Here is a 20,714-nt window from a genome sequence, read left to right on the forward strand (position 1 = left end):
GGTGCGGGCGGTGCGGGCACGCGAGGGCCGGGGCGCGCCGGGTTCGCGAAGGCGGGTCCGGCGCCGCGGCTTCGCGGACGGCCCGGCACCAGGACAGGGAGAACGGCATGCCGTAGCCGGAACGCGGGCAGGTCTCCGACCGGCAGCCCCCCGGAGAAGGAAGAGCCCCCGCCGGGGTGGTCCCTCCGCGAAGCCGAGCGGTCCGGCCCGAAGCGAGGAGGGTATGCCGAAGAGGAAGAGAAGGCCGGAAGATCCGTGGCGGTGTCCGCCTTACGCGCTGCGGCCTTTGAAACCGGTGCCCGTATCGTGCGGGACCCGGGCACCGTCAGGCCTGCGGCAGAGCGATCCCCCAGCCGCCGCCCGCACCGTTCGGCGGTTCACGCGGACGGCCGGTACCTCGCCCCCGAGGTACCGGCCGGTTCCGTGTGGCGTGCCCTGGATCAGACCGCCTGCTTCCTGAGCGACGTCAGGTGGGCGAAGACGACGACGTTGGCCGAGTAGCCGTTCTTCTTGTCGAAGCGTCCACCGCACGTCAGGAGCCTGAGCTCCGGACGGCCGGTGGCTCCGTACACCTTGTCGTCGGGGAACTCGTCCTTCGTGTACGTCTTCACCTCGTCGACGGTGAAGACCGCGGTCCGTCCGTCCGCCCGGGTGACCTTCACGGTGTCACCCCGGCGCAGGACGTTGAGATTGAGAAAGATGGCCGGTCCCGTCGCGGTGTCCCGGTGGCCGACGAGCAGAGCCGTGCCCGCCTCCCCGGGGGACGGGCCCTTGCGGTACCAGCCCACCTCCAGCGGCCTGCTCAACGGCGGGGCGCCGAGCCGGCCCTTCTTGTCCAGGCCGAGACCGACGACCGGAGCCTCGATGAAGATCGCGGGGATGGCGACCTTCACCGGACGCGAATGCACCAACGGCGCGTGCGAGGCGGGCACCTTCGCCTGGGGCTCGTGCGCTGCCCTCTCGAACGGCGGGGCCCCGCCGCCCGCGGCGTCGCTGCCGCGGGCGGCGGTGACCGACGTGGCGTCCTCGGACGAGTCCGAGTTCGCCCACACGACGCCGGCCACCAGCGAGAAGGTCGCACTCAGGGTCATGGTGAGCCGGAATGCGCGGCTCGGCCCCCGTCGTCGCCGTCGGCCGCGCGCGTCATGCCTCGTTGCGGGCACGACGGCGTGCGGATCGACGGACCATGAGGAGCCCCGCGATTCCGGCCGAGCCGGCGACGAGCGCGGCAGGCGCACCGAAGCCCGACTCGTTCTCCGAGCTCACGCCCTGCATGTCGGGGACGCCGCCGCCGCCGGCGGGCACCGCGCCGGACGGCTTGTCGTAGGACTTCTCGGAGTCCTTCTCCCAGCTCTTCTCCCCGCTCTTGTCGGTCTCCGACCCGGACGACGAACTCCGGTCGTCACCGTCCTTGTGGCTGTCGCCGGAGCCGCCCTTGCCCTCGTGCTTGGAGCAGTCGACCTCGAAGCTCCGCTGCTTCGGGCCCGACGGGACGGTCCACACCAGCTGGTAGGTGCCCTCGGGGAGCAGGTACTGCTGGCTGCGGGCCTCGCCGTCCACGAGCGGGAGGGTGCCCAGCAGCGTGTCGCCCGGGGGGACGGTCGGCGGCTGCTCGGTGATGGTCCAGGGGACGGAGGGGAAGGACTCGAAGTTGCTCGCCTTGAGCACGAACTTGCAGACCTCGACGTCGTCGTGCTCGCCACGCGAGTGCCAGCCGACCGAGGTGACTTCGAGGTTGCCGCTGTCCCCGGGCAGGGCGTAGGCGGCGGGGGCTCCGGCCAGGGTGGCACCGGCGACGGCGACCGCAGCAGCCAACGTGACGCCCGTGCGGGCGCTGCGGGAGCGGACGGAAGCGGGAATGCGCATGCTGGGCTCCTTCAAGCCGAGATGATTGTCGTACTGATCACCTGATCGCCTAAGTCATGACATGGATCTTCTTGAGAGGGGGTCAGGACACCGAAAAAGTGGGCAAACATACCCTGACTAGCCCAAAGCGTGCGGCGTGTCCCTCGACGCGGGTGACCCGAGAGTCCGAAAACAGGCGGGAGTCCTGGCGAGAGCGGCGCCCGGCCCCGCGGAGCAGGCAGCCGGATACCCGGTGACCCACGTCGTGGGGTCCTGCGGAGCACCACGGACCGGGGGCCGGCCACCCGCGTGTGCGGGTGGCCGGCCCCCGGCCCGTCATTCCGGTCAGGCGGTCAGGCGATCAGCTCGATCTCCGCCAGGGTCGCCGGCACCGTGCTCACCAGCCGGTACTTCGCGTACGCCTTCGGCGCCTGCAGCGAGAACACCCGGGTCTGCTTGTCCCAGGCGAACGTCTGGCCGGACCGTTCGTCCAGGTCCTTCCACGACGTGCCGTCGGCCGAGCCCTGGAGCACCCAGCCCGTGGGAGCCTTCGCCGCCGTGGCGGAGGTCAGCGTGTACTGGACCGCCTTCGTGCCCGCGGCGGCCGGCAGCTCCACCGACTCGACCGGGGCCGATGTCGCGGAGGTGTCGTCGTACAGCGCGCCGTCGCCCTTGAGCACGTCGCCCTTCGGGGCGGGCACCTTGTCGTCCTGGGTGATGGAGACCGGGGCCGCGTCCTTGCCCGTGCCCCACGACGAGGGCTCGGAACCCATGGCGAACTCCAGCACGCCGCCCTTGGCGAGCAGGTCGTGCGGCAGCGAAGTGGACGTCCACCTCTTGCCGTTGACCTTCAGCCCCTGGACGTAGACGTTCTTCGCACTGTTCTTCGGCGCCTTGACGACCAGCTCCCGCCCGTTCTCCAGGTGCACGGTCGTCCTCGTGAAGAGCGGCGAGCCGATGGCGTACTCACCGCTGCCCATGACCAGCGGGTAGAAACCGAGCGAGGAGAAGAGGAACCAGGCCGACTGCTCGCCGTTGTCCTCGTCACCGTGGTAGCCCTGGCCGATCTCGCTGCCGGTGTACAGCCGGCCGAGCACCTCGCGGACCTTCTCCTGGGTCTTCCAGGGCTGCGAGGCCGCGTTGTACATGTACGTGGCGTGGTGCGCGACCTGGTTGCTGTGGCCGTACTGGCCCATCCGCACGTCGCGCGCCTCGGTCATCTCGTGGATGACACCGCCGTACGAGCCGACGAATTCGGGTCCGGCGGTCTCGGGGGTCGAGAAGTAGGTGTCCAGCTTCTCGGCCAGACCGTCGCGCCCGCCGTAGAGGTTGGCGAGGCCGCGGCTGTCCTGCGGGGCGGTGAAGGCGTAACCCCAGCCGTTGGTCTCCGTGTAGTCGTAACCCCAGACGCGGGGGTCGTACTGGCCGGAGGGCACGCGCCAGTCGCCGTCCGCCTTCCTGCCCTGGAAGAAGCCGGCCTTCCCGTCGAAGAGCTTGACGTAGTTCTGCGCGCGGTTGAGGAAGTACTCGGACTCCTCCTTGTACCGCGCCTTCTTCGTCTTCCTGTAGAGCGCCTTGCCCATCTCCGCGATGCCGTAGTCGTTGAGGTAGCCCTCCAGCGACCACGAGAGCCCCTCGTGCGTCGAGGTGTCGGCGTATCCGGTGAAGACCGAGGTCTCCATGCCCTTGCGGCCGACACCCGAGGACGCAGGCGCCACCGTGGCGTTCTTGACCGCCGCGTCGTACGCCGCCTCGGCATCGAAGTCGACGCCCTTGACGTACGCGTCGGCGAAGGCCACGTCGGAGCTGGTGCCGGTCATCAGGTCCGCGTAGCCGGGGGAGGACCAGCGGGAGGTCCAGCCGCCGTCCTTGTAGTGCTGGACGAAGCCGTCGACCAGCTTGCCGGCCTGTTTCGGGGAGAAGAAGGAGTACGCGGGCCACGTCGTGCGGTAGGTGTCCCAGAAGCCGTTGTTGACGTACACCTCACCCTTGACGATCTTCGCGCCGGTGTGGGTCGGGGTGTCGGTGCCCGTCTGCGGCGAGAAGGGGCTCGCGTAGGCGCTCCTGCCGTCGACCTGTTCGAAGCCCGAGTTGGGGTAGAGGTAGAGCCGGTACAGGCTGGAGTAGAGCGTGGTCAGCTGGTCGGCGTTCGCCCCCTCGACCTCCACCTTGCCGAGGATCTTGTCCCAGGCCTTCTGCGCGTTCTTCCTCACCTTGTCGAAGGAGGTCCTGGCCGGCAGCTCCATGGCGAGATTCTTCTTCGCCTGGTCCACGCTGATCAGCGACGTGGCCAGCCGCAGGCCGACCGTACGGTCCTTGCCCGCGTCGAAGCGGAAGAAGCCGGTCACGTCGTCACCGCCGCCGCCCTTCAGCCTGCCGCTGTCGGTGACCGGCGCGTCGAAGGAGCCGTACACGAACAGGCGCGTCGCCCCGGTGGACAGACCGCTCTTGACGTCCGAATAGCCGGAGAAGGAGCCCGTCTCCGGGTCGAGGGTGAGCCCGCCCCTGTTGTCGACGTTGTCGAAGACCAGGCTCGCGTCGTCACCGGGGTAGGTGAACCGCATCCGCGCCGCGTGGTCGGTCGGCGTCATCTCGGCCTTGAGGCCGTTCTCGAACGTCACCCCGTAGTAGTGCGGCTTCGCGGTCTCGTTCTCGTGGCGGAACGGCAGCGCGCGAGCCGTGCGGGAGGCGTCGGGGGTGCCGGAGGCCGCCGACGGCATCATCTGGAAGGTCTGGCGGTCACCCATCCAGGGGCTCGGCTCATGGCTGGCGCTGAACGCCTGGAGCGTGGGCAGGTTGTCCTCGTTGTTGCCCCGCGCGTAGTCGTACAGCCAGCTCGTGGATCCGGCGTTGGTGACCGGCGTCCAGAAGTTGAAGCCGTGCGGGACCGCGGTCGCCGGGATGTTGTTGCCGCGCGAGAAGCCACCGCTGGAGTTGGTGCCGCGCACGGTCGACGCGTAGTCGGAGAGGTGCGCCTTGCGCTTCTCCGGGGCCTTCGGGGCGATCGTGATGTCGTCGACCCAGCCCTGGAACTTCGACGGGCCCTTGGGGGAGTCGTACGCCACCAGGATCCGGTCGACGGTCCTGCCCGCCGCGACCGTGCCGATCCGCGAGGCGACCTTGTTCCACTGGTTCACGTACAGCCGCTTGGCGTCGGCCTGGCCCTGCGGGGTGAGCAGCCCGCCGTGGCTGTCGGTGGCCTTCAGCCCGCTCAGGTAGGTGCCGTCGGTGAACGCCAGGTCCACCGCCACGTGCGTCGCGGGGTAGTCGAGGTCCGTCTCACCCATCTGCGGATAGACGAGGTAGGAGAGCTGGGTGTCCTTGGTGACCGTCGTGTTGACGTCGAAGACCTTGTTGTACGAGTAGGCGTGGCCGTCCGGCTTGTGCGTACCGGCGTAGCGCAGGGCCTTCTTCCCCGTGAAGCCGGCGCCCTGCTTGGCGGTGGGGGAGCCGGAGGGGCCGCGGTCGGCCTGGGTGCGCATGTCGCCCGGCGGGGGGACGGAGGTGTCCCCGTTCGAGAACTGGACGTCGGCGAGCTGGAGCGCGTCGGACGCGCCGTTGTTCTTCGTGATCTCCAGCCGGAAGTGCTGGTAGGCGGCGTCCGCGGTGAAGTCGTACGACTTGGTCTGGAAGCGCTTGGAGAACGTCTCGCCGGTGCGGGTGTCCAGGTCCGTCCAGGTCCTGCCGTCGGCGGAACCCTTCAGGGTCCAGTCCCTGGGGTCCCGCTCGTCATGGTCGTTGGCCGAAGTGAGGGCGTACGTCACGACCTTGACGGGCTCGGCGAGGTCGAACTCGACCCAGGCCGTGGGCTCGAAGGCCAGCCACTTGGAACCGGGCTCCACATCGGCCAGGTTCTCCTTGACCTCACCGCCGCCGGTGTTCTCGCCGCTGGCGCGCACTTCCGTGACCTGGTCGGTGACATTGCCCGGTATTCCGGCGGAGAACCCGCCGTCGACACCCGAGGCCTTCTTCTTCCCGTCGGCGCCCTCCTCGACGGTGTTCCGCCAGTCCGGCTGCTTCTCGTCGGCCTCGAACGAGGAGCTGAACGACGTCTCGCCGGAGGGCTTCTGCACGGCGCCGGACGGCTGGGCGAGGGCCGCGGTGGGGGCCGCCAGGGCCAGGACGAGTGAGGCCGCGAGGACCGCGGCGGAGTGGCTGTGTCTGTGGCGCGAGCCGTGCTGAGGACCACGTAGGGGCTGCATACGGAGCCGTTCCTCCTGGGGACATGCTTTGGACAACGTTGTCACTGTGGGATGCGGATTCCAGTAGGGAGCCAAGTGGCGGGATGTGTCAAGAGTGTTGCGCGCGGCCGGCGCCGGTGATTCGACCGTGTCGCGGAAGACGGCCCTTCCGCGCGAGGGGGTGCGCCGCCGAGGTGTCCGTGAGGTCTCAACTCGGGAAAGACTCCCGCTCAACCATGCATTCGATCTTGCCCAGTTGACGGAAAGTGGACTATACCTGTCGGCGTCTGCACAGCCGCTTCACAACGGCGTGCGGACACGGGGGAGGGTGAACAGCTGTGGGCGTGAGAGGCGGCCCGCCGCGCGTTCTCCCGTAAGTCCTCCACTGCATCCGGCAAACCGGCAATCTGCACGACCCGAGCGCAACCGACCGCGGTGGCGGGGCCCTTCGCCTAGGCGAATTCACTACGGGTGACCGGTACACCGCCTGAGTCCTGGAGAAGGCGAGGACTTGAGCATGGGATCCACCTCCGGCCGTACGAATGAGGGCCTTGGCCGTCGCGATGTGATCAAGCGTTCTGCCGCACTCGGCCTGATCGCTGTTCCGACGATGAGCTTCCTGTCGGCGTGCGCGAGCAGCGACGGCGGAAGTGACGAGAAGGCCGAAAAGGGCACCAGGAGTGCGAAGAACCCGCTCGGCGTCAATGAGACCGCCGCCCTCGAAGTGGTCATCTTCAACGGCGGTTTCGGCGAGCAGTACGCCATCGACGCGGAGAAGAAGTACAACGAGGCCTTCCCGAAGGCGCCGAAGGTCAAGCACTCCGCGACCGAGAAGATCCAGTCGATCCTGCAGCCCCGCTTCAACGGCGGCACCCCGCCGGACCTGATCGACAACTCGGGTGCCGAGCAGATGGACATGGGTGTCCTGGTCGGCAAGAAGCAGCTCGCCGACCTGACACCGCTGATGGACGCCCCGTCCTACGACGACCCGGCGAAGAAGGTCCGCGACACGCTGCGCCCCGGTGTGCTGGAGATGGGCCAGTTCGACGGCGACCCGGTCTGGGTCATGTACTACGCGTACACGGTCTACGGGGTCTGGTACTCGCAGACCAACCTCGAGAAGCTCGACGCGGCGTACCCGGAGACCTGGGACGACATGCTCGCGCTGTGCGCGAAGGCGAAGAAGCAGGGCATCGCCGGCTGGACGTACCCGGGCAAGTACCCGTACTACCTGCCGTTCTCGCTCTACCCCTTCATCGCCAAGATCGGTGGCCGCGAGGTCCTCGACAAGATCGACAACCTGGAGCCCAACGCCTGGAAGGACCCGGCCGTCAAGGCCGCGTTCGAGGCGTACTACGAGCTCTTCAAGAAGGGCTACATCCTCAAGGGCACCCCCGGTCTCACCCACATCCAGTCGCAGACCGAGTGGACCAAGGGCAAGGCACTCTTCATCCCGAACGGTTCGTGGGTGGAGAACGAGGCCGCGCCCACCACGCCGGACGACTTCAAGATGATGGTCGGTGCGCCGTCCAGCCTCGACTCCTCCGACAAGCTGCCCTTCGGCACGATCTGGGCGTCCGGCGGCGAGCCGTTCATCGTCCCGGCGAACGCGAAGAACCCCGAGGGCGGCATGGAGCAGCTGCGCATCATGCTCAGCGAGGAGTCCTCCAAGAACTTCACCCGGAAGGTGAAGTCACTGACCGCCCTGAACGGCGGCACCGACGGCCTGACGCTGTCCACCGCGCTGCAGTCCGGCGTCGACGTCCTCGCGAAGGCCGGCGAGAACGTGGTGAACCCGCGGCTGCAGGACTGGTACGCCAAGCTCCAGAAGGAACAGATCGGTATCGCCGGAATCGGCGAGATGATGGCCGGCCGCGCGACCCCGGCGGAGACCATCAAGAAGATCCAGGGCTTCGCCGACGCGGCGGCCAAGGACCAGTCCATCAAGCACTACAAGCACCAGTGAGCAACCGTCACCAGCGGCGGCACCCGCTCGGAAATCGGGGTCGGTAAACGATGCAGCACGGCAAGTACCGGTTCATCGTGGGGTTCCTGGCAGCCCCACTGGCGTTGTACGCCCTCTTCGTCATCTGGCCCTTCGCCCAGTCCATCTACTACTCGTTCACGGACTGGACCGGACTGAGCCCGGACTTCCGGATGGTCGGCTTCGACAACTACAGCCGGATGCTCGACGACGACATCTTCTGGAAGTCGCTGCAGCACAGTGTGCTGCTGGCGCTGCTGCTGCCGCTGGTGACGCTGGGCCTCGCACTCTTCTTCGCCTTCATGCTCAATGTCGGCGGCCGGCGGCGCAAGAACGCCGCGGTCGCCGGCGTGCGGGGCTCCTCGTTCTACAAGATCGCCTATTTCTTCCCCCAGGTCCTGTCGATCGTCATCGTCGCCCTGCTCTTCCAGTTCGCGTTCAACCCCACGTCCGGAATGCTGAACGAGACCCTCAAGGCAGTCGGACTCAAGAGCCTCCAGCCGGACTGGCTGGGCGATCCCGATCTGGCCCTGTACTGCGTGATGGTCGTGCTGATCTGGTCGACGGTCGGATTCTTCGTCGTCCTCTTCTCCGCCGGGATGGCCTCGATCCCCAAGGACTTCTACGAGGCCGCCCTGCTCGACGGGGCCGACCGCATCACGACGTTCTTCAGGATCACGCTGCCGCTGCTCTGGGACACCGTGCAGTCCGGCTGGGTCTACATGGGCATCCTGGCACTCGGGGTGGAGGCCTTCACCGCCGTACAGGTCATGACGGTGGGCCCGGGCGGTCCCGACTACTCCACCACCGTCCTGCCGCTGTACGTCTACCAGACGGCCTTCCGGGACGCGCAGGCCGGCTACGCGACCACGATCGGCGTCGGGCTGCTCATCGTCACCATGCTCTTCGCGGGCATCGTGATGCGTCTGGGCCGGCGCGAGCGGCTGGAGTTCTGATGCGGGCCGTCACGGAACACGGCGAGCCGGCGCGCGGCTCCAGGCAGATCAGTTCGGTCCCGGGGGCCGGCTCGACAGTCGTACGAGGTGAGCACACATGAAGGTCACTGAGACTCCCCCCGCCGTTCCGGCCCCGCGCTCACCGGTGACGAAGACGGACACCCCCGCGGGCGCGCCGGCGAGGAGCAGCGAGGGCAAGGTCCTCAACGTCTTCTCGCACGGCGTGCTGGTCATCTGGGCGGTTCTCGTCGTCATGCCGCTGCTGTGGGCGGTGATGTCGTCCTTCAAGTCGGACGACTCGATCCTGTCGGATCCCTGGTCGCTGCCCGACAGACTCCACTTCGAGAACTGGTCACGGGCCTGGAACCAGGCCCACATGAGCGACTACTTCCTCAACACCATCCTGGTGGTGGGCGGTTCGCTCATCGGCACCCTGCTGCTGGGCTCGATGGCGGCGTACGTACTGGCGCGGTTCGACTTCCCGGGGAACCGCTTCATCTACTTCCTCTTCATCGGAGGGATGAGCTTCCCGGTCATCCTGGCGCTGGTCCCGCTGTTCTTCGTCATGAACAACATGGACCTGCTGAACTCGGTGCACGGGCTGATCCTGGTCTACATCGCGTACTCGCTGCCCTTCACCGTCTTCTTCCTCACCTCGTTCTTCCGCACCCTGCCGAGCTCGATCGCGGAAGCCGCCCTGCTGGACGGCGCCTCGCACACCCGGACGTTCTTCCAGGTGATGCTGCCGATGGCGAAGCCCGGCCTGATCAGCGTCGGCATCTTCAACTTCCTCGGGCAGTGGAACCAGTACATGCTGCCGACCGTCCTGAACACCGATCCGGACGGCAAGGTGCTGTCCCAGGGCCTCGTCGAACTGGCCACCAGCCAGGGGTACAAGGGGGACTGGTCGGGCCTCTTCGCGGGTCTGGTCATGGCGATGCTGCCGGTCCTCGCCGCCTACATCGTCTTCCAGCGCCAGGTCGTCGCAGGGCTGACGGCGGGAGCGCTCAAGTAGGGAGCCGCGGCGGAATCCCGCCGCGCGGTCAAGTCCCGCTCCATGGCGCAACCAGTGTTACCCGTCAGGAAGGCCGCTCCCGCGGGGACGGCCTTCCTGACGTTGTCCTCGTGGTGCGCCCCTCGCCGCCGGCACGGAACGTGGAAGGCCGCACCCGGCCCGGGCACGGCCTTCCACGACTCGGTGCTCGCAGGCTCAGGCCTGCCGGGCCGCGAGCCGTTCGGCCGCCCTGCGGCCGCTGCGACTGCGCGGGGTCCACCTGGGTCCCGGCGCCGAGCCCCGGAGTGTGGTTCCAGCCGCGGATCTTCGCCGCGGCCCTCTTCAGACGCTCGTCACCCGGTGGCACGCCGATGGAGAAGAGCGACTCGTCCGGCTCACGGTCGTCACCGCCCCAGCGCACTCCGAGCTCGTACCGCACCGCGAAGAGCATCGACCTGGCGACATCGCGCGAGTGGTTGCCGTCGGCCGGAATGATGTAGAAGCCCCGGCGGGACACGTACGAGCCGTTGAGCCACCGCTGCACCGCTCGCACGGTTTCCGTGCCGCCGTTGGCGGTGACGTGGGCATCCATGTCGAGGAGGCCCTTGAAGGCCTTCGGCACCAGGTTGCCGCCGGGGTGGACGAGGTCCACGCCCATGTTCTGCTTCAGACGGGCCATCGACGAGGCCACGCGTGAGTTGTACGTGCCGTCGATGTCACCGCCGTCGTAACCCTTGCGGTACAGGGCCGACCGAATGATCTTGGTGAAGTTCCGCGACGGCACCGTGGCCCCGTTGAGCACCGGGTACTTGGACGTGAGGGTGTTCGGAGCGGTGGGGCCGAACGCGCCGGACAGGCTGGTGATGCCCAGTTCGTACGGGAGGGCGCGCGTCAGGGCGAACATGGTCGACCATCCGGTCTCCCCGGTCTCCGGCAGACGGTCGATGCCTGGCTCTCCTCCATATACGCCATTGATGAACTGCTGCGCCTTGCGCACCATCTCGTCGGCCACGGGGGCTCCTTCGGTCACGCCGGGAGGGACGTTGCAGGCGGCCGACGGGAGGAGGTGCGAAGAGGCGCGGAGTGCGCGGTGGCCGTTTCCGGCCTGGCTGACACACCCTCCCCGTGACGCTCGCCCCGCTCGTGCGTCGTCGCACGCCGAGCCGCTTCGGAGGGGCTGCGGCGTGCCCGGTCGACCTGGTTGTCAACCTGACCCCCTGGAGAGGTAAAAAAGCTGGCTGACCTGGACCATGTCCCGAAAAAACCCATGGACGTGAAGACGCTGAGGTGAGATGCCGCCGGTGGCGCCGCCATGGAGGCCCGCGTGTGCGGAACCCTTCATCTCCGGGTACAGGGAATGGCTGATTTTCGACGTCTTGAGGGTCCGACGGCCCGTGGAGCGGACCACCGCCCTCCGGGTGCGTACGGCTCGTTCGAGAGTTTCAGGCGGAGGTCAGGGCTCCGGCCACGTTCCCGCAGAGAAGAGGAGCGGCGTGCTCAAAGGAGGCTCCGACTGCTCAAGGTCTTGACGGGGGGCACCCCAAAACGCTCAGCTTAGGGTTCACATGTTGGAGAAAACGGCAGGAGTGAGTGAGTCGATGGAGACTCCGGGGTCGCAGACGTCTCTGCATCGGGCCAACCTTGAGCGGGTCGTACGTGCCGTAAGGATGGCAGGGTCCTTGACCCAGGCCGAGATCGCCAGGAGCACCGGCCTCTCCGCAGCCACCGTCTCCAACATCGTCCGTGAACTCAAGGACGGCGGCACGGTCGAGGTGACCCCCACCTCGGCCGGTGGGCGCCGCGCCAGGAGCGTCTCCCTCAGCGGGGACGCGGGCATCGTCATAGGGGTGGACTTCGGGCACACCCACCTCCGGGTGGCCATCGGCAACCTGGCCCACCAGGTGCTGGCCGAGGAATCCGAGCCGCTGGATGTGGACGCCTCGTCGGCGCAGGGCTTCGGCCGGGCGGAACAGCTGGTCAACCGCCTGATCGAGACCACCGGGATCAGCCCCGGGAAGGTGATCGGCGTGGGCCTCGGCGTACCGGGCCCGATCGACGTGGAATCCGGCACGCTGGGTTCCACCTCGATCCTCCCGGGCTGGACGGGCATCAATCCCGGACAGGAGCTCGCCGGACGCCTCGGCGTGCCGGTCTACGTGGACAACGATGCCAACCTCGGGGCGCTCGGGGAGCTGGTCTGGGGCGGCGGCAGGGGCGTCAGGGACCTCGCGTACATCAAGGTCGCCAGCGGTGTCGGCGCCGGGCTGGTGATCGACGGGCACATCTACCGGGGGCCCGGCGGAACGGCCGGCGAGATCGGCCACATCACCCTCGACGAATCGGGCCCCGTCTGCCGCTGCGGCAACCGCGGCTGTCTGGAGACCTTCACCGCCGCCCGGTACGTCCTGCCGCTGCTGAAGCCCAGCCACGGGCCGGATCTCACCATGGAGCGGATGGTCCAGCTGGCCCGTGAGGGGGACCCGGGCTGCCGCAGGGTCATCGGGGACGTCGGCCGGCACATCGGCAGCGGTGTGGCGAACCTGTGCAACCTGCTCAATCCGAGCCGGGTGGTGCTCGGCGGATCCCTCGCGGAGGCGGGGGAGTTGGTGCTGGGGCCCATCCGGGACTCGGTCTCGCGCTACGCCATCCCCAGTGCCGCGCGGCAGCTCTCCGTGCTTCCCGGAGCACTCGGAGGGCGGGCCGAGGTGCTGGGTGCGCTGGCCCTCGTGCTCAGCGAAATGGGTGATTCGACCCTTTTGGAGGGCACGCTCCCCACGGCCACCCCTGCCTTCACTTAGATAACGAATGGCACCGTTGTCATCTCGTTAAGAATTTACTCCTTGACGCTGGCGTCGCGGCCGAGTTGACTTCCAGCCACCTCGGCCGCAACGTTGCGGCCTCGTCAGGGAGGCAAACCCGCATGAACGCAGTGACGCGACGCATCGTTATAGGCACGGCCGCTCTGTCCATGGCAGTCTCGGTTGCCGCTTGCGGCAAGGCGGGCGACGACGCGGACGCCAGCGGCGGTGGTGACAGCAAGACCATCGGTCTGCTGCTGCCGGAGAACAAGACCACGCGTTACGAAACGTTCGACCGCCCCATCATCGAGGCGAAGATCAAGGAACTGTGCGACGACTGCGAGGTCAAGTACAACAACGCCGCACAGGACACCGAGACCCAGAAGAAGCAGTTCGACGCGCTGGTCACGCAGGGTGTGAAGGTCATCATCCTGGACTCCGTCGACTACAAGGCCACCAAGTCCTGGGTGCAGCAGGCGGAGAAGAAGGGCGTCAAGGTCGTCGCGTACGACCGGCTCGCCGAGGGCCCGATCTCCGCGTACGTCTCGTACGACAACGAGAAGATCGGCCGGCTCCAGGGTGAGGCCCTGGTCAAGGCGCTCGGCGCCAAGGCCAAGGACAGCAACGTCGTGATGATCAACGGCTCGCCGACCGACCCGAACGCCCCCTTCTTCAAGAAGGGCGCCCACAGCGTCCTGGACACCCAGGTCAAGAAGGTCGTCTACGAGCAGGACATCCCGGACTGGTCGCCGGACGAGGCCAACAAGAAGATGGGTGCCGCCATCGACTCGCTGGGCAAGACGGGCTTCCAGGGCGTCTACTCCGCCAACGACGGCATGGCCGGCGGCATCATCACCGCCCTCGACAAGCAGGGCGTCAAGGTCCCGGTCGGCGGCCAGGACGCCGAGCTCGCCGGTCTGCAGCGCATCCTGGCGGGCAGCCAGTCCTTCACGATCTACAAGCAGATCAAGCCGGAGGCCGAGACCACCGCCGAGATCGCCGTCAAGCTCCTCAAGGGCGAGAAGATCGACGACCTCGCGCCGGCCAAGGTCGACAGCCTCAGCGGCGAGTTCAAGAACATCCCCTCCAAGCTCTACGACGCCCAGATCCTGACCAAGGAGAACATCGCCTCCACGGTCATCGCGGACGAGGTGTACAAGGCCGAGGAGATCTGCACCGCCGAGTACAAGGCGGCCTGCGACGCCGCCGGCATCAAGTAGGACTCCTCCGGGGCCGGCCCCGCCCCGGCGGGCGGCCCGCAGGACGAGACCGGAGCCCGCGGGGGCGCATGACTCCCGCGGGCCGTCCATCCGGCTCCCAGCCGGCCCGGCACCCGCCCTTCCGACGCCCCGCAAGCGCGGGCGGGCGCCGGGCTCACTCCGTACACCCCCCTCGCTCTGCAGCACCATCCCCGCCGGTCAGGCGGCGAAGGAGATGATTCACGTGTCCGCTACGCCCGTGTTGGCGTTGCGCGGAATCTCCAAGCGGTTCGGCGCCGTCCAGGCGCTCACCGATGTGGACCTGGAGATTCACCCCGGCGAAGTGGTCGCCCTGGTCGGCGACAACGGCGCCGGCAAGTCGACGCTCGTCAAGACCATTTCGGGCGTCCACCCGATCGACGAAGGCGCCATCGAGTGGGAGGGCAGGAAGGTCCAGATCAACCGGCCCAACGATGCCCAGGAACTCGGAGTCGCCACCGTCTACCAGGACCTGGCCCTCTGCGACAACCTCGACGTCGTCGCCAACCTCTTCCTCGGCAGCGAACTGCGCAAGGTCTCCGTCCTCGACGAGATCGCGATGGAGAAGCGCGCCAAGGAGCTCCTGGACACGCTGTCCATCCGGATCCCGAGCGTACGGATCCCCGTCGCCTCGCTCTCCGGCGGGCAGCGCCAGGTCGTCGCGATCGCGCGCGCCCTGATCGGCGACCCCCAGGTCGTCATCCTGGACGAGCCGACCGCGGCACTCGGCGTCGAGCAGACCGCCCAGGTCCTCGACCTCGTCGAGCGGCTGCGTGAGCGCGGCCACGGCGTCATCCTCATCAGCCACAACATGGCCGACGTCCGCGCCGTCGCGAACAAGGTCGCGGTGCTCCGTCTCGGCCGCAACAACGGTGTGTTCGACGTAGCGAGCACCTCCCACGAAGAGATCATCGCCGCGATCACCGGCGCCACGGACAATGCCGTCACGCGCCGCCAGGCACGCACGGCCACGAAGGAGGACGCGAAGTGAGCGACCTCGCCAAGACCCCCGGGACCTCCACGGAGACGTCCGCGTCCGACGCCCCCTCGACGGCACCCGCCGCCGAACCGTCGGCGGCCCCCATCCCCGCGGTCGACCCGCGCCTGCTCATCCGCGAGGAGGGCTTCAAGGGCTACTGGTCGGAGTTCACCCGCAAGGTGCGCGGTGGTGAACTCGGCTCGCTGCCGGTCTTCATCGGGCTGATCGTCATCGCGATCGTCTTCCAGCTGCAGAACAGCAACTTCCTCTCCGCCAGCTCCGTCGCGAACATCGCGGTCTACAGCTCCGGTCTCGGCATCATGGCCGTCGGCATCGTGTTCGTGCTGCTGCTCGGCGAGATCGACCTCTCGGTCGGCTCCGTCGCCGGCGTCGGCGCGGCCGTCTGGGCCGTGCTCAACGTCAACAACGGCTGGAACGACTGGCTGGCGATCCTCGTCGCCGTGCTCTCCGGCATGGCCCTCGGGGCACTGCACGGCTTCTTCTTCGCCAAGATCGGGGTACCGGCCTTCGTCGTCACCCTGGCGGGCTTCCTCGGCTGGAGCGGTCTCCAGGACTGGATGATGGGCGGAGAGGGCTCGATCAACACGCCCTCCGGCAGTGTCGTCGAGAACCTGACCAACTACTTCTTCGAGGACAAGGCCGCCGGCTACGGGCTCGCCCTGGTCGCCGTCCTCGCGTACGCCGCCTCGCTCCTGGTCGACAGCAAGCGCCGCAAGGCCGCGAACCTGCCCGCCCGCCCCGTCGCCGAGATCGTCCTGCGCACCGGCGTCGTCGCCGTCCTGTGCTTCGTCGTCGCGTACGTCCTGAACGAGCCGTCCGGTGCCCGCGGCCTGCCGCTCGCCCTGGTGCTCTTCCTCGCGGTGCTGATCATCGCGGACTTCGTCGCCCGCCGGACCACCTTCGGCCGCCAGGTCTTCGCGGTCGGCGGCAACCCGGAGGCGGCCCGCCGCGCCGGTATCAACGTCGACCGCGTCCGCATCACCGTCTTCGCCCTCTCCGGCACGCTGGGCGCCTTCGGCGGCCTCTTCATCGCCAGCCTCTCCGGCGGTGCCACCAAGAGCGTCGGCGCCGGCAACACCCTGATGCTGGTCATCGCCGCCGCCGTCATCGGAGGCACCAGCCTCTTCGGCGGCCGGGGCAAGGTCTGGTCCGCGCTGCTCGGCATGATCGTGATCCAGTCGATCCAGCAGGGCCTGAACATGATCGGCATGGCCAACGCCGTCCAGTACATGATCACCGGAGCGGTGCTGCTGGCCGCCGTGGTCATCGACTCGGTCTCCCGCCGTACGCAGAAGACCGCAGGCCGCGCCTGACACCCGTACGCGCCAGCGCCTGTGCCCGGTATCCCGGCGGATGCCGGGCACAGGCGTGTCCGGCACGGGGCGGACCGGCACGGAGGCCGCCGGCCGGCTCGTCCACGGCCCCCGGCGGCGCGAGCGCGGGAACGGCCGAGGGCAGCCCCACGGGACCGCCCGGCCGCTCACCCCCGCCCTGCCCGGCGGGTGACGGTTTCCCCGGTCGAGCTGCTCGGCCGCCCCGGGCACACCTGTTCGTCCTCAAGAGCCTGCGGCGCCCGGTCATGAGTGGCCCGGCGGCCCCCTGAATTCCGGATTCCGCGTACGCGTGTTCCCCGGGACACGCGGACACGGGCGAAACCATGCGTTTCCCACCGAAGGTGTGACACACGACCGCGTCCCCTGAGGACCGGTGCCCTCCGCGGAACATTAGACTCTGCGGATCGGTAAGAAGTTCGAACCGGCTCACACGCAAGGAGGCACGGGTGGACCTGCTGACCCGCATCAGGGGACCGCGCGACCTGGACCGGCTCGGTCTCGAGCAGCTCGACCAGCTCGCCGGCGAGATCCGTACCTTCCTCGTCGAGGAGGTGGCCAAGACCGGCGGCCACCTCGGACCGAACCTGGGCGTGGTCGAGCTGACCATCGCCCTGCACCGGGTCTTCGAGTCCCCGCAGGACAAGGTCCTCTTCGACACCGGCCACCAGAGCTATGTGCACAAGCTGCTCACCGGCCGCCAGGACTTCTCGAAGCTCAAGAGCAAGGGCGGACTCTCCGGATACCCGTCCCGCGCGGAGTCCGAGCACGACGTCATCGAGAACTCGCACGCCTCGACGGTGCTCGGCTGGGCCGACGGCCTCGCCAAGGCCAACGAGCTCCTGAAGAAGGACGACCACGTCGTCGCGGTCATCGGAGACGGCGCGCTCACCGGCGGTATGGCCTGGGAGGCGCTGAACAACATCGCCGCCGCCAAGGACCGCCCCCTCGTCATCGTCGTCAACGACAACGAGCGTTCGTACGCCCCGACCATCGGCGGCCTCGCGAACCACCTCGCCACCCTGCGCACCACCGACGGGTACGAGCGGTTCCTGGCCCGTGGCAAGGACCTCCTGGAGCGTACGCCCGTCGTCGGCAGGCCGCTGTACGAGACCCTGCACGGCGCCAAGAAGGGCCTCAAGGACTTCATCGCCCCGCAGGGCATGTTCGAGGACCTGGGCCTGAAGTACGTCGGGCCGATCGACGGGCACGACATCGAGGCCCTGGAGTCCGCGCTCCAGCGGGCCAAGCGCTTCGGCGGCCCGGTCATCGTGCACTGCCTCACGGAGAAGGGCCGCGGCTACACCCCCGCCCTCCAGGACGAGGCGGACCGCTTCCACGCGGTCGGCAAGATCCACCCGGACACCGGTCTGCCCATCTCCACCTCCGGCCTGGACTGGACGTCGGTCTTCGGTGAGGAAATGGTCAAGCTGGGCCATGAGCGCGAGGACATCGTCGCCATCACGGCGGCCATGCTCCAGCCCGTCGGCCTCGGCAAGTTCGAGGAGGCCTTCCCGGACCGGATCTACGACGTCGGGATCGCCGAGCAGCACGGCGCGGTCTCCGCGGCGGGCCTGGCCACCGGTGGGCTGCACCCCGTCTTCGCGGTCTACGCGACCTTCCTGAACCGCGCCTTCGACCAGGTCCTGATGGACGTCGCCCTGCACAGGTGCGGGGTGACCTTCGTCCTGGACCGGGCCGGCGTCACGGGCACGGACGGCGCCTCGCACAACGGCATGTGGGACATGTCGATCCTGCAGTGCGTGCCGACCCTGCGCATCGCCGCCCCGCGCGACGCCGACCAGGTCCGCGCCCAGCTGCGTGAGGCCGTGGCCGTCGACGACGCGCCCACCGTCGTCCGCTTCTCCAAGGGCGCGGTCGGCCCCGCGGTCAAGGCCGTCGGCACGGCGGGCGGCATGGACATCCTGCGCACGGCGGGTACGGACGCCCCGGACGTCCTCCTGGTCTCCGTCGGCGCCCTCGCCCCGATGTGCCTGGAGATCGCCGCTCTGCTGGACGCCCAGGGCATCTCCACGACCGTGGTCGACCCGCGCTGGGTCAAGCCCGTCGACGAGGCGCTCGCCCCGCTCGCCGCGGAGCACCGGGTCGTCGTCACCGTCGAGGACAACAGCAGGGCCGGCGGTGTCGGCTCCGCCGTCGCCCAGGCCCTGCGCGACGCCGGTGTCGACGTGCCGCTGCGTAACTTCGGCATCCCGCCGGTGTTCCTCGACCACGCCTCGCGCGGCGAGGTCATGGCCGAGATCGGGCTGACCGCACCGGACATCGCCCGCCAGGTCACAGGCCTCGTCGCCAAGCTCGACGGCCGCTACGAGAGCCGCACCGCGGAGCCCGTCCGCGACTGATCCGCCCGCACCGCACTGGGCCGGCCGCCCACCCCGCACGGGTGGTCCGACCGGCCCATTTGCGTGAAAACGGGGCGTACGGTGCGTTCTGGGGCGATTGGTTCCGAATCATGGCGTGCACGACGAGCGCGTGGAGGTACGCCGGTGAGCACGCAGCAGGACACGCCCCCCAGCGGAAAGGGACTGTTCCGGACCAAGACGGTCGAACAGTCCATCCGCGACACCGAGGAACCGGAGCACGCGCTCAGGAGATCCCTCTCCGCGCTGGACCTCACGGTCTTCGGCGTGGGTGTCATCATCGGCACCGGGATCTTCGTCCTCACGGGCAAGGTCGCCAAGGAGACGGCGGGCCCCGCCACGGCCCTCGCCTTCGTCGCGGCGGGCATCGTCTGCGCGCTCGCCGCGCTCTGCTACGCCGAATTCGCCTCCACCGTCCCGGTCGCCGGATCGGCGTACACCTTCTCGTACGCCTCGCTGGGCGAGCTGGTCGCCTGGATCATCGGCTGGGACCTGGTGCTGGAATTCGCGCTGGGCACCGCGGTGGTGGCGGTCGGCTGGTCCGGCTACGTCCGCTCGCTGCTGGACAACGCCGGCTGGGCGATGCCCGACGTGCTCTCCGGCCCCGATGTGGCGAGCGGATTCGGCTTCGACGTCCTCGCGTTCGCCCTGGTGCTGGTCCTGACGGTCGTCCTGGTCCTCGGGATGAAGCTCTCCGCACGGGTGACCACCGTCGTCGTCGCCGTCAAGCTGGCCGTCGTCGGCATCGTGATCATCGCCGGGCTGTTCTTCGTCAAGGGGTCCAACTACTCGCCCTTCGTCCCCGAGGCCGAGAAGCAGCCCTCGGGCTCGGGCCTGGACGCGCCGCTGGTGCAGCTGATCTTCGGCTACCAGCCGACGAACTTCGGCGTCATGGGCATCTTCACCGCCGCCTCCATCGTCTTCTTCGCCTTCATCGGCTTCGACGTCGTGGCCACCGCCGCCGAGGAGACCAAGCTCCCGCAGCGGGACATGCCGCGCGGGATTCTGGCGTCACTCGTCATCTGCACGCTGCTCTACGTCGCCGTGTCGATCGTCGTCACCGGCATGCAGCACTACTCCGAACTCTCCGTGAGCGCCCCGCTGGCCGACGCCTTCAAGGCCGTGGGGCACCCCTTCTACGCGGGCGTCATCAGCTTCGGTGCGGCGGTCGGGCTCACCACGGTCTGCATGATCCTCCTGCTCGGCCAGACCAGGGTGTTCTTCGCCATGAGCCGCGACGGGCTGCTCCCGAGGTTCTTCTCGGTGACGCACCCGCGCTTCGGCACCCCGTACCGCCCCACCGTCCTGCTCGGTGTGGTCATCGCGATCGTGGCCGGCTTCACGAGCATCAACGAGCTGGCGACCCTGGTGAACATCGGCACGCTCTTCGCCTTCGTGGTCGTGGCCCTCGGCGTCATCGTCCTGCGCCGCACCCGCCCCGACCTGCACCGCGCCTTCCGCACCCCGTGGGTGCCGCTGCTCCCGGTCGTGTCGGTCGCGGCCTCGGTCTGGCTGATGCTGAACCTGCCGGCGGAGACATGGCTCCGGTTCGGGATCTGGATGGCGCTGGGCGTGTTGATCTACTTCGCGTACGGACGCAGGAACAGCCGTATGGCGAAGGATTCCTGAGTCCCTCAGGCCCCTCACGGGGGCGGCAGCGGCCGTACCGTGCGCGGGCCCGTGCAGTGGGCCCCGTACGCCTCGGCCCGCTGCCGCAGTCCACGGTCGGCGGTGACCACGACGCAGGGCCGTACGCCGCGGGCTGCGGCGGCCAGCTCGGCGATGAGGTCGTCACCGCTGCCGGGCGCCGCCTCCACGCGTACGCCCGGCACGGGGACGACCTCGCGCGCGGCACCCTCCACGACCAGCACGAGCTCGACGGGGCCGGGGTGTCCGGGCAGGCCGCCCGCGGCGTAGGGGACCAACGAGTCCCGCAGCCGCTCGGCGGCACCGCGCCGGTCCCGCCACCAGCCGTCGGGCACGGAACCGACGACATTGGCTCCGTC

The 20,714-nt window shown here is 68.7% G+C and carries 14 protein-coding genes; 9 read left to right on the plus strand and 5 right to left on the minus strand.

Features of this window, described 5'->3' with window-relative positions; genetic code table 11:
- Window positions 1-440: 440 nt before the first annotated feature.
- From VN520_RS30055 to VN520_RS30065, 3 genes are all read right to left on the minus strand, one after another.
- Entirely contained in the window at window positions 441-1,091 is a 651-nt protein-coding gene (locus tag VN520_RS30055; RefSeq protein ID WP_325750096.1) for a class F sortase, read from the minus strand.
- 52 nt (window positions 1,092-1,143) lie between these two features.
- Window positions 1,144-1,866: a hypothetical protein gene (locus tag VN520_RS30060; protein ID WP_325750097.1), complete on the minus strand. Its 723-nt coding sequence runs from the start codon at window positions 1,864-1,866 to the stop codon at window positions 1,144-1,146.
- A 332-nt stretch (window positions 1,867-2,198) separates the two neighbouring features.
- The gene (locus VN520_RS30065) at window positions 2,199-6,047 is read right to left on the minus strand and encodes a GH92 family glycosyl hydrolase (protein ID WP_325750098.1); all 3,849 of its coding nucleotides are present in this window, start codon (window positions 6,045-6,047) and stop codon (window positions 2,199-2,201) included.
- A gap of 496 nt (window positions 6,048-6,543) precedes the next feature.
- Here VN520_RS30065 and ngcE point away from each other — a divergent pair, with 496 nt between their 5' ends.
- The 3 genes from ngcE (at window position 6,544) to VN520_RS30080 (ending at window position 9,981) form a co-directional block, all read left to right on the plus strand.
- Window positions 6,544-7,992: an N-acetylglucosamine/diacetylchitobiose ABC transporter substrate-binding protein gene (gene ngcE / locus VN520_RS30070; RefSeq protein ID WP_325750099.1), complete on the plus strand. Its 1,449-nt coding sequence runs from the start codon at window positions 6,544-6,546 to the stop codon at window positions 7,990-7,992.
- 50 nt (window positions 7,993-8,042) lie between these two features.
- Complete coding sequence (locus tag VN520_RS30075) at window positions 8,043-8,966, plus strand: sugar ABC transporter permease (protein WP_325750100.1); 924 nt, start codon at window positions 8,043-8,045, stop codon at window positions 8,964-8,966.
- Window positions 8,967-9,063: 97 nt separating this feature from the next.
- Window positions 9,064-9,981: a carbohydrate ABC transporter permease gene (locus tag VN520_RS30080; RefSeq protein WP_325750101.1), complete on the plus strand. Its 918-nt coding sequence runs from the start codon at window positions 9,064-9,066 to the stop codon at window positions 9,979-9,981.
- A 64-nt stretch (window positions 9,982-10,045) separates the two neighbouring features.
- On the opposite strand, the gene VN520_RS30085 is transcribed toward VN520_RS30080, so the two are convergent.
- A complete protein-coding gene (locus VN520_RS30085) occupies window positions 10,046-10,972 on the minus strand; it encodes a hypothetical protein (RefSeq protein WP_325750102.1) in 927 nt (308 codons plus the stop codon).
- Window positions 10,973-11,558: 586 nt separating this feature from the next.
- On the opposite strand from VN520_RS30085, the gene VN520_RS30090 reads away from it, so the two are divergent.
- From VN520_RS30090 to VN520_RS30115, 6 genes are all read left to right on the plus strand, one after another.
- Entirely contained in the window at window positions 11,559-12,758 is a 1,200-nt protein-coding gene (locus VN520_RS30090) for an ROK family transcriptional regulator (RefSeq protein ID WP_325750103.1), read from the plus strand.
- Between the two features lie 122 nt (window positions 12,759-12,880).
- Window positions 12,881-13,978, plus strand: a complete 1,098-nt coding sequence (locus VN520_RS30095; protein WP_414719993.1) for a sugar ABC transporter substrate-binding protein — start codon at window positions 12,881-12,883, stop codon at window positions 13,976-13,978.
- A 214-nt stretch (window positions 13,979-14,192) separates the two neighbouring features.
- Window positions 14,193-14,987 (plus strand): ATP-binding cassette domain-containing protein, encoded by a 795-nt coding sequence (locus VN520_RS30100; protein WP_325750105.1) that lies wholly within the window; start codon window positions 14,193-14,195, stop codon window positions 14,985-14,987.
- Window positions 14,984-16,309 carry a sugar ABC transporter permease gene (locus VN520_RS30105; protein ID WP_414719994.1) on the plus strand — a complete coding sequence of 442 codons (1,326 nt, stop codon included), beginning with the start codon at window positions 14,984-14,986 and terminating at the stop codon, window positions 16,307-16,309. The genes VN520_RS30100 and VN520_RS30105 overlap by 4 nt, the downstream gene beginning before the upstream one ends.
- A 467-nt stretch (window positions 16,310-16,776) precedes the next feature.
- Entirely contained in the window at window positions 16,777-18,690 is a 1,914-nt protein-coding gene (dxs, locus tag VN520_RS30110; protein WP_325750106.1) for a 1-deoxy-D-xylulose-5-phosphate synthase, read from the plus strand.
- A 144-nt stretch (window positions 18,691-18,834) separates the two neighbouring features.
- Window positions 18,835-20,337 (plus strand): amino acid permease, encoded by a 1,503-nt coding sequence (locus tag VN520_RS30115; RefSeq protein ID WP_325750107.1) that lies wholly within the window; start codon window positions 18,835-18,837, stop codon window positions 20,335-20,337.
- Window positions 20,338-20,351: 14 nt separating this feature from the next.
- Here VN520_RS30115 and VN520_RS30120 read toward each other — a convergent pair.
- A partial coding sequence (locus tag VN520_RS30120; protein ID WP_325750108.1) for an NTP pyrophosphohydrolase occupies window positions 20,352-20,714 on the minus strand: 363 nt, incomplete at its 5' end.

Source organism: Streptomyces sp., from assembly GCF_035563135.1.
In the GTDB taxonomy this organism is placed as follows: domain Bacteria; phylum Actinomycetota; class Actinomycetes; order Streptomycetales; family Streptomycetaceae; genus Streptomyces.

Coding starts and splice junctions, on each gene's coding strand:
- VN520_RS30055 (WP_325750096.1), bottom strand. CDS start 1,091: ATGACCCTGAGTGCGACCTTCTCGCTGGTGGCCGGCGTCGTGTGGGCG.
- VN520_RS30060 (WP_325750097.1), bottom strand. CDS start 1,866: ATGCGCATTCCCGCTTCCGTCCGCTCCCGCAGCGCCCGCACGGGCGTC.
- VN520_RS30065 (WP_325750098.1), bottom strand. CDS start 6,047: ATGCAGCCCCTACGTGGTCCTCAGCACGGCTCGCGCCACAGACACAGC.
- ngcE (WP_325750099.1), top strand. CDS start 6,544: ATGGGATCCACCTCCGGCCGTACGAATGAGGGCCTTGGCCGTCGCGAT.
- VN520_RS30075 (WP_325750100.1), top strand. CDS start 8,043: ATGCAGCACGGCAAGTACCGGTTCATCGTGGGGTTCCTGGCAGCCCCA.
- VN520_RS30080 (WP_325750101.1), top strand. CDS start 9,064: ATGAAGGTCACTGAGACTCCCCCCGCCGTTCCGGCCCCGCGCTCACCG.
- VN520_RS30090 (WP_325750103.1), top strand. CDS start 11,559: ATGGAGACTCCGGGGTCGCAGACGTCTCTGCATCGGGCCAACCTTGAG.
- VN520_RS30095 (WP_414719993.1), top strand. CDS start 12,881: ATGAACGCAGTGACGCGACGCATCGTTATAGGCACGGCCGCTCTGTCC.
- VN520_RS30100 (WP_325750105.1), top strand. CDS start 14,193: ATGATTCACGTGTCCGCTACGCCCGTGTTGGCGTTGCGCGGAATCTCC.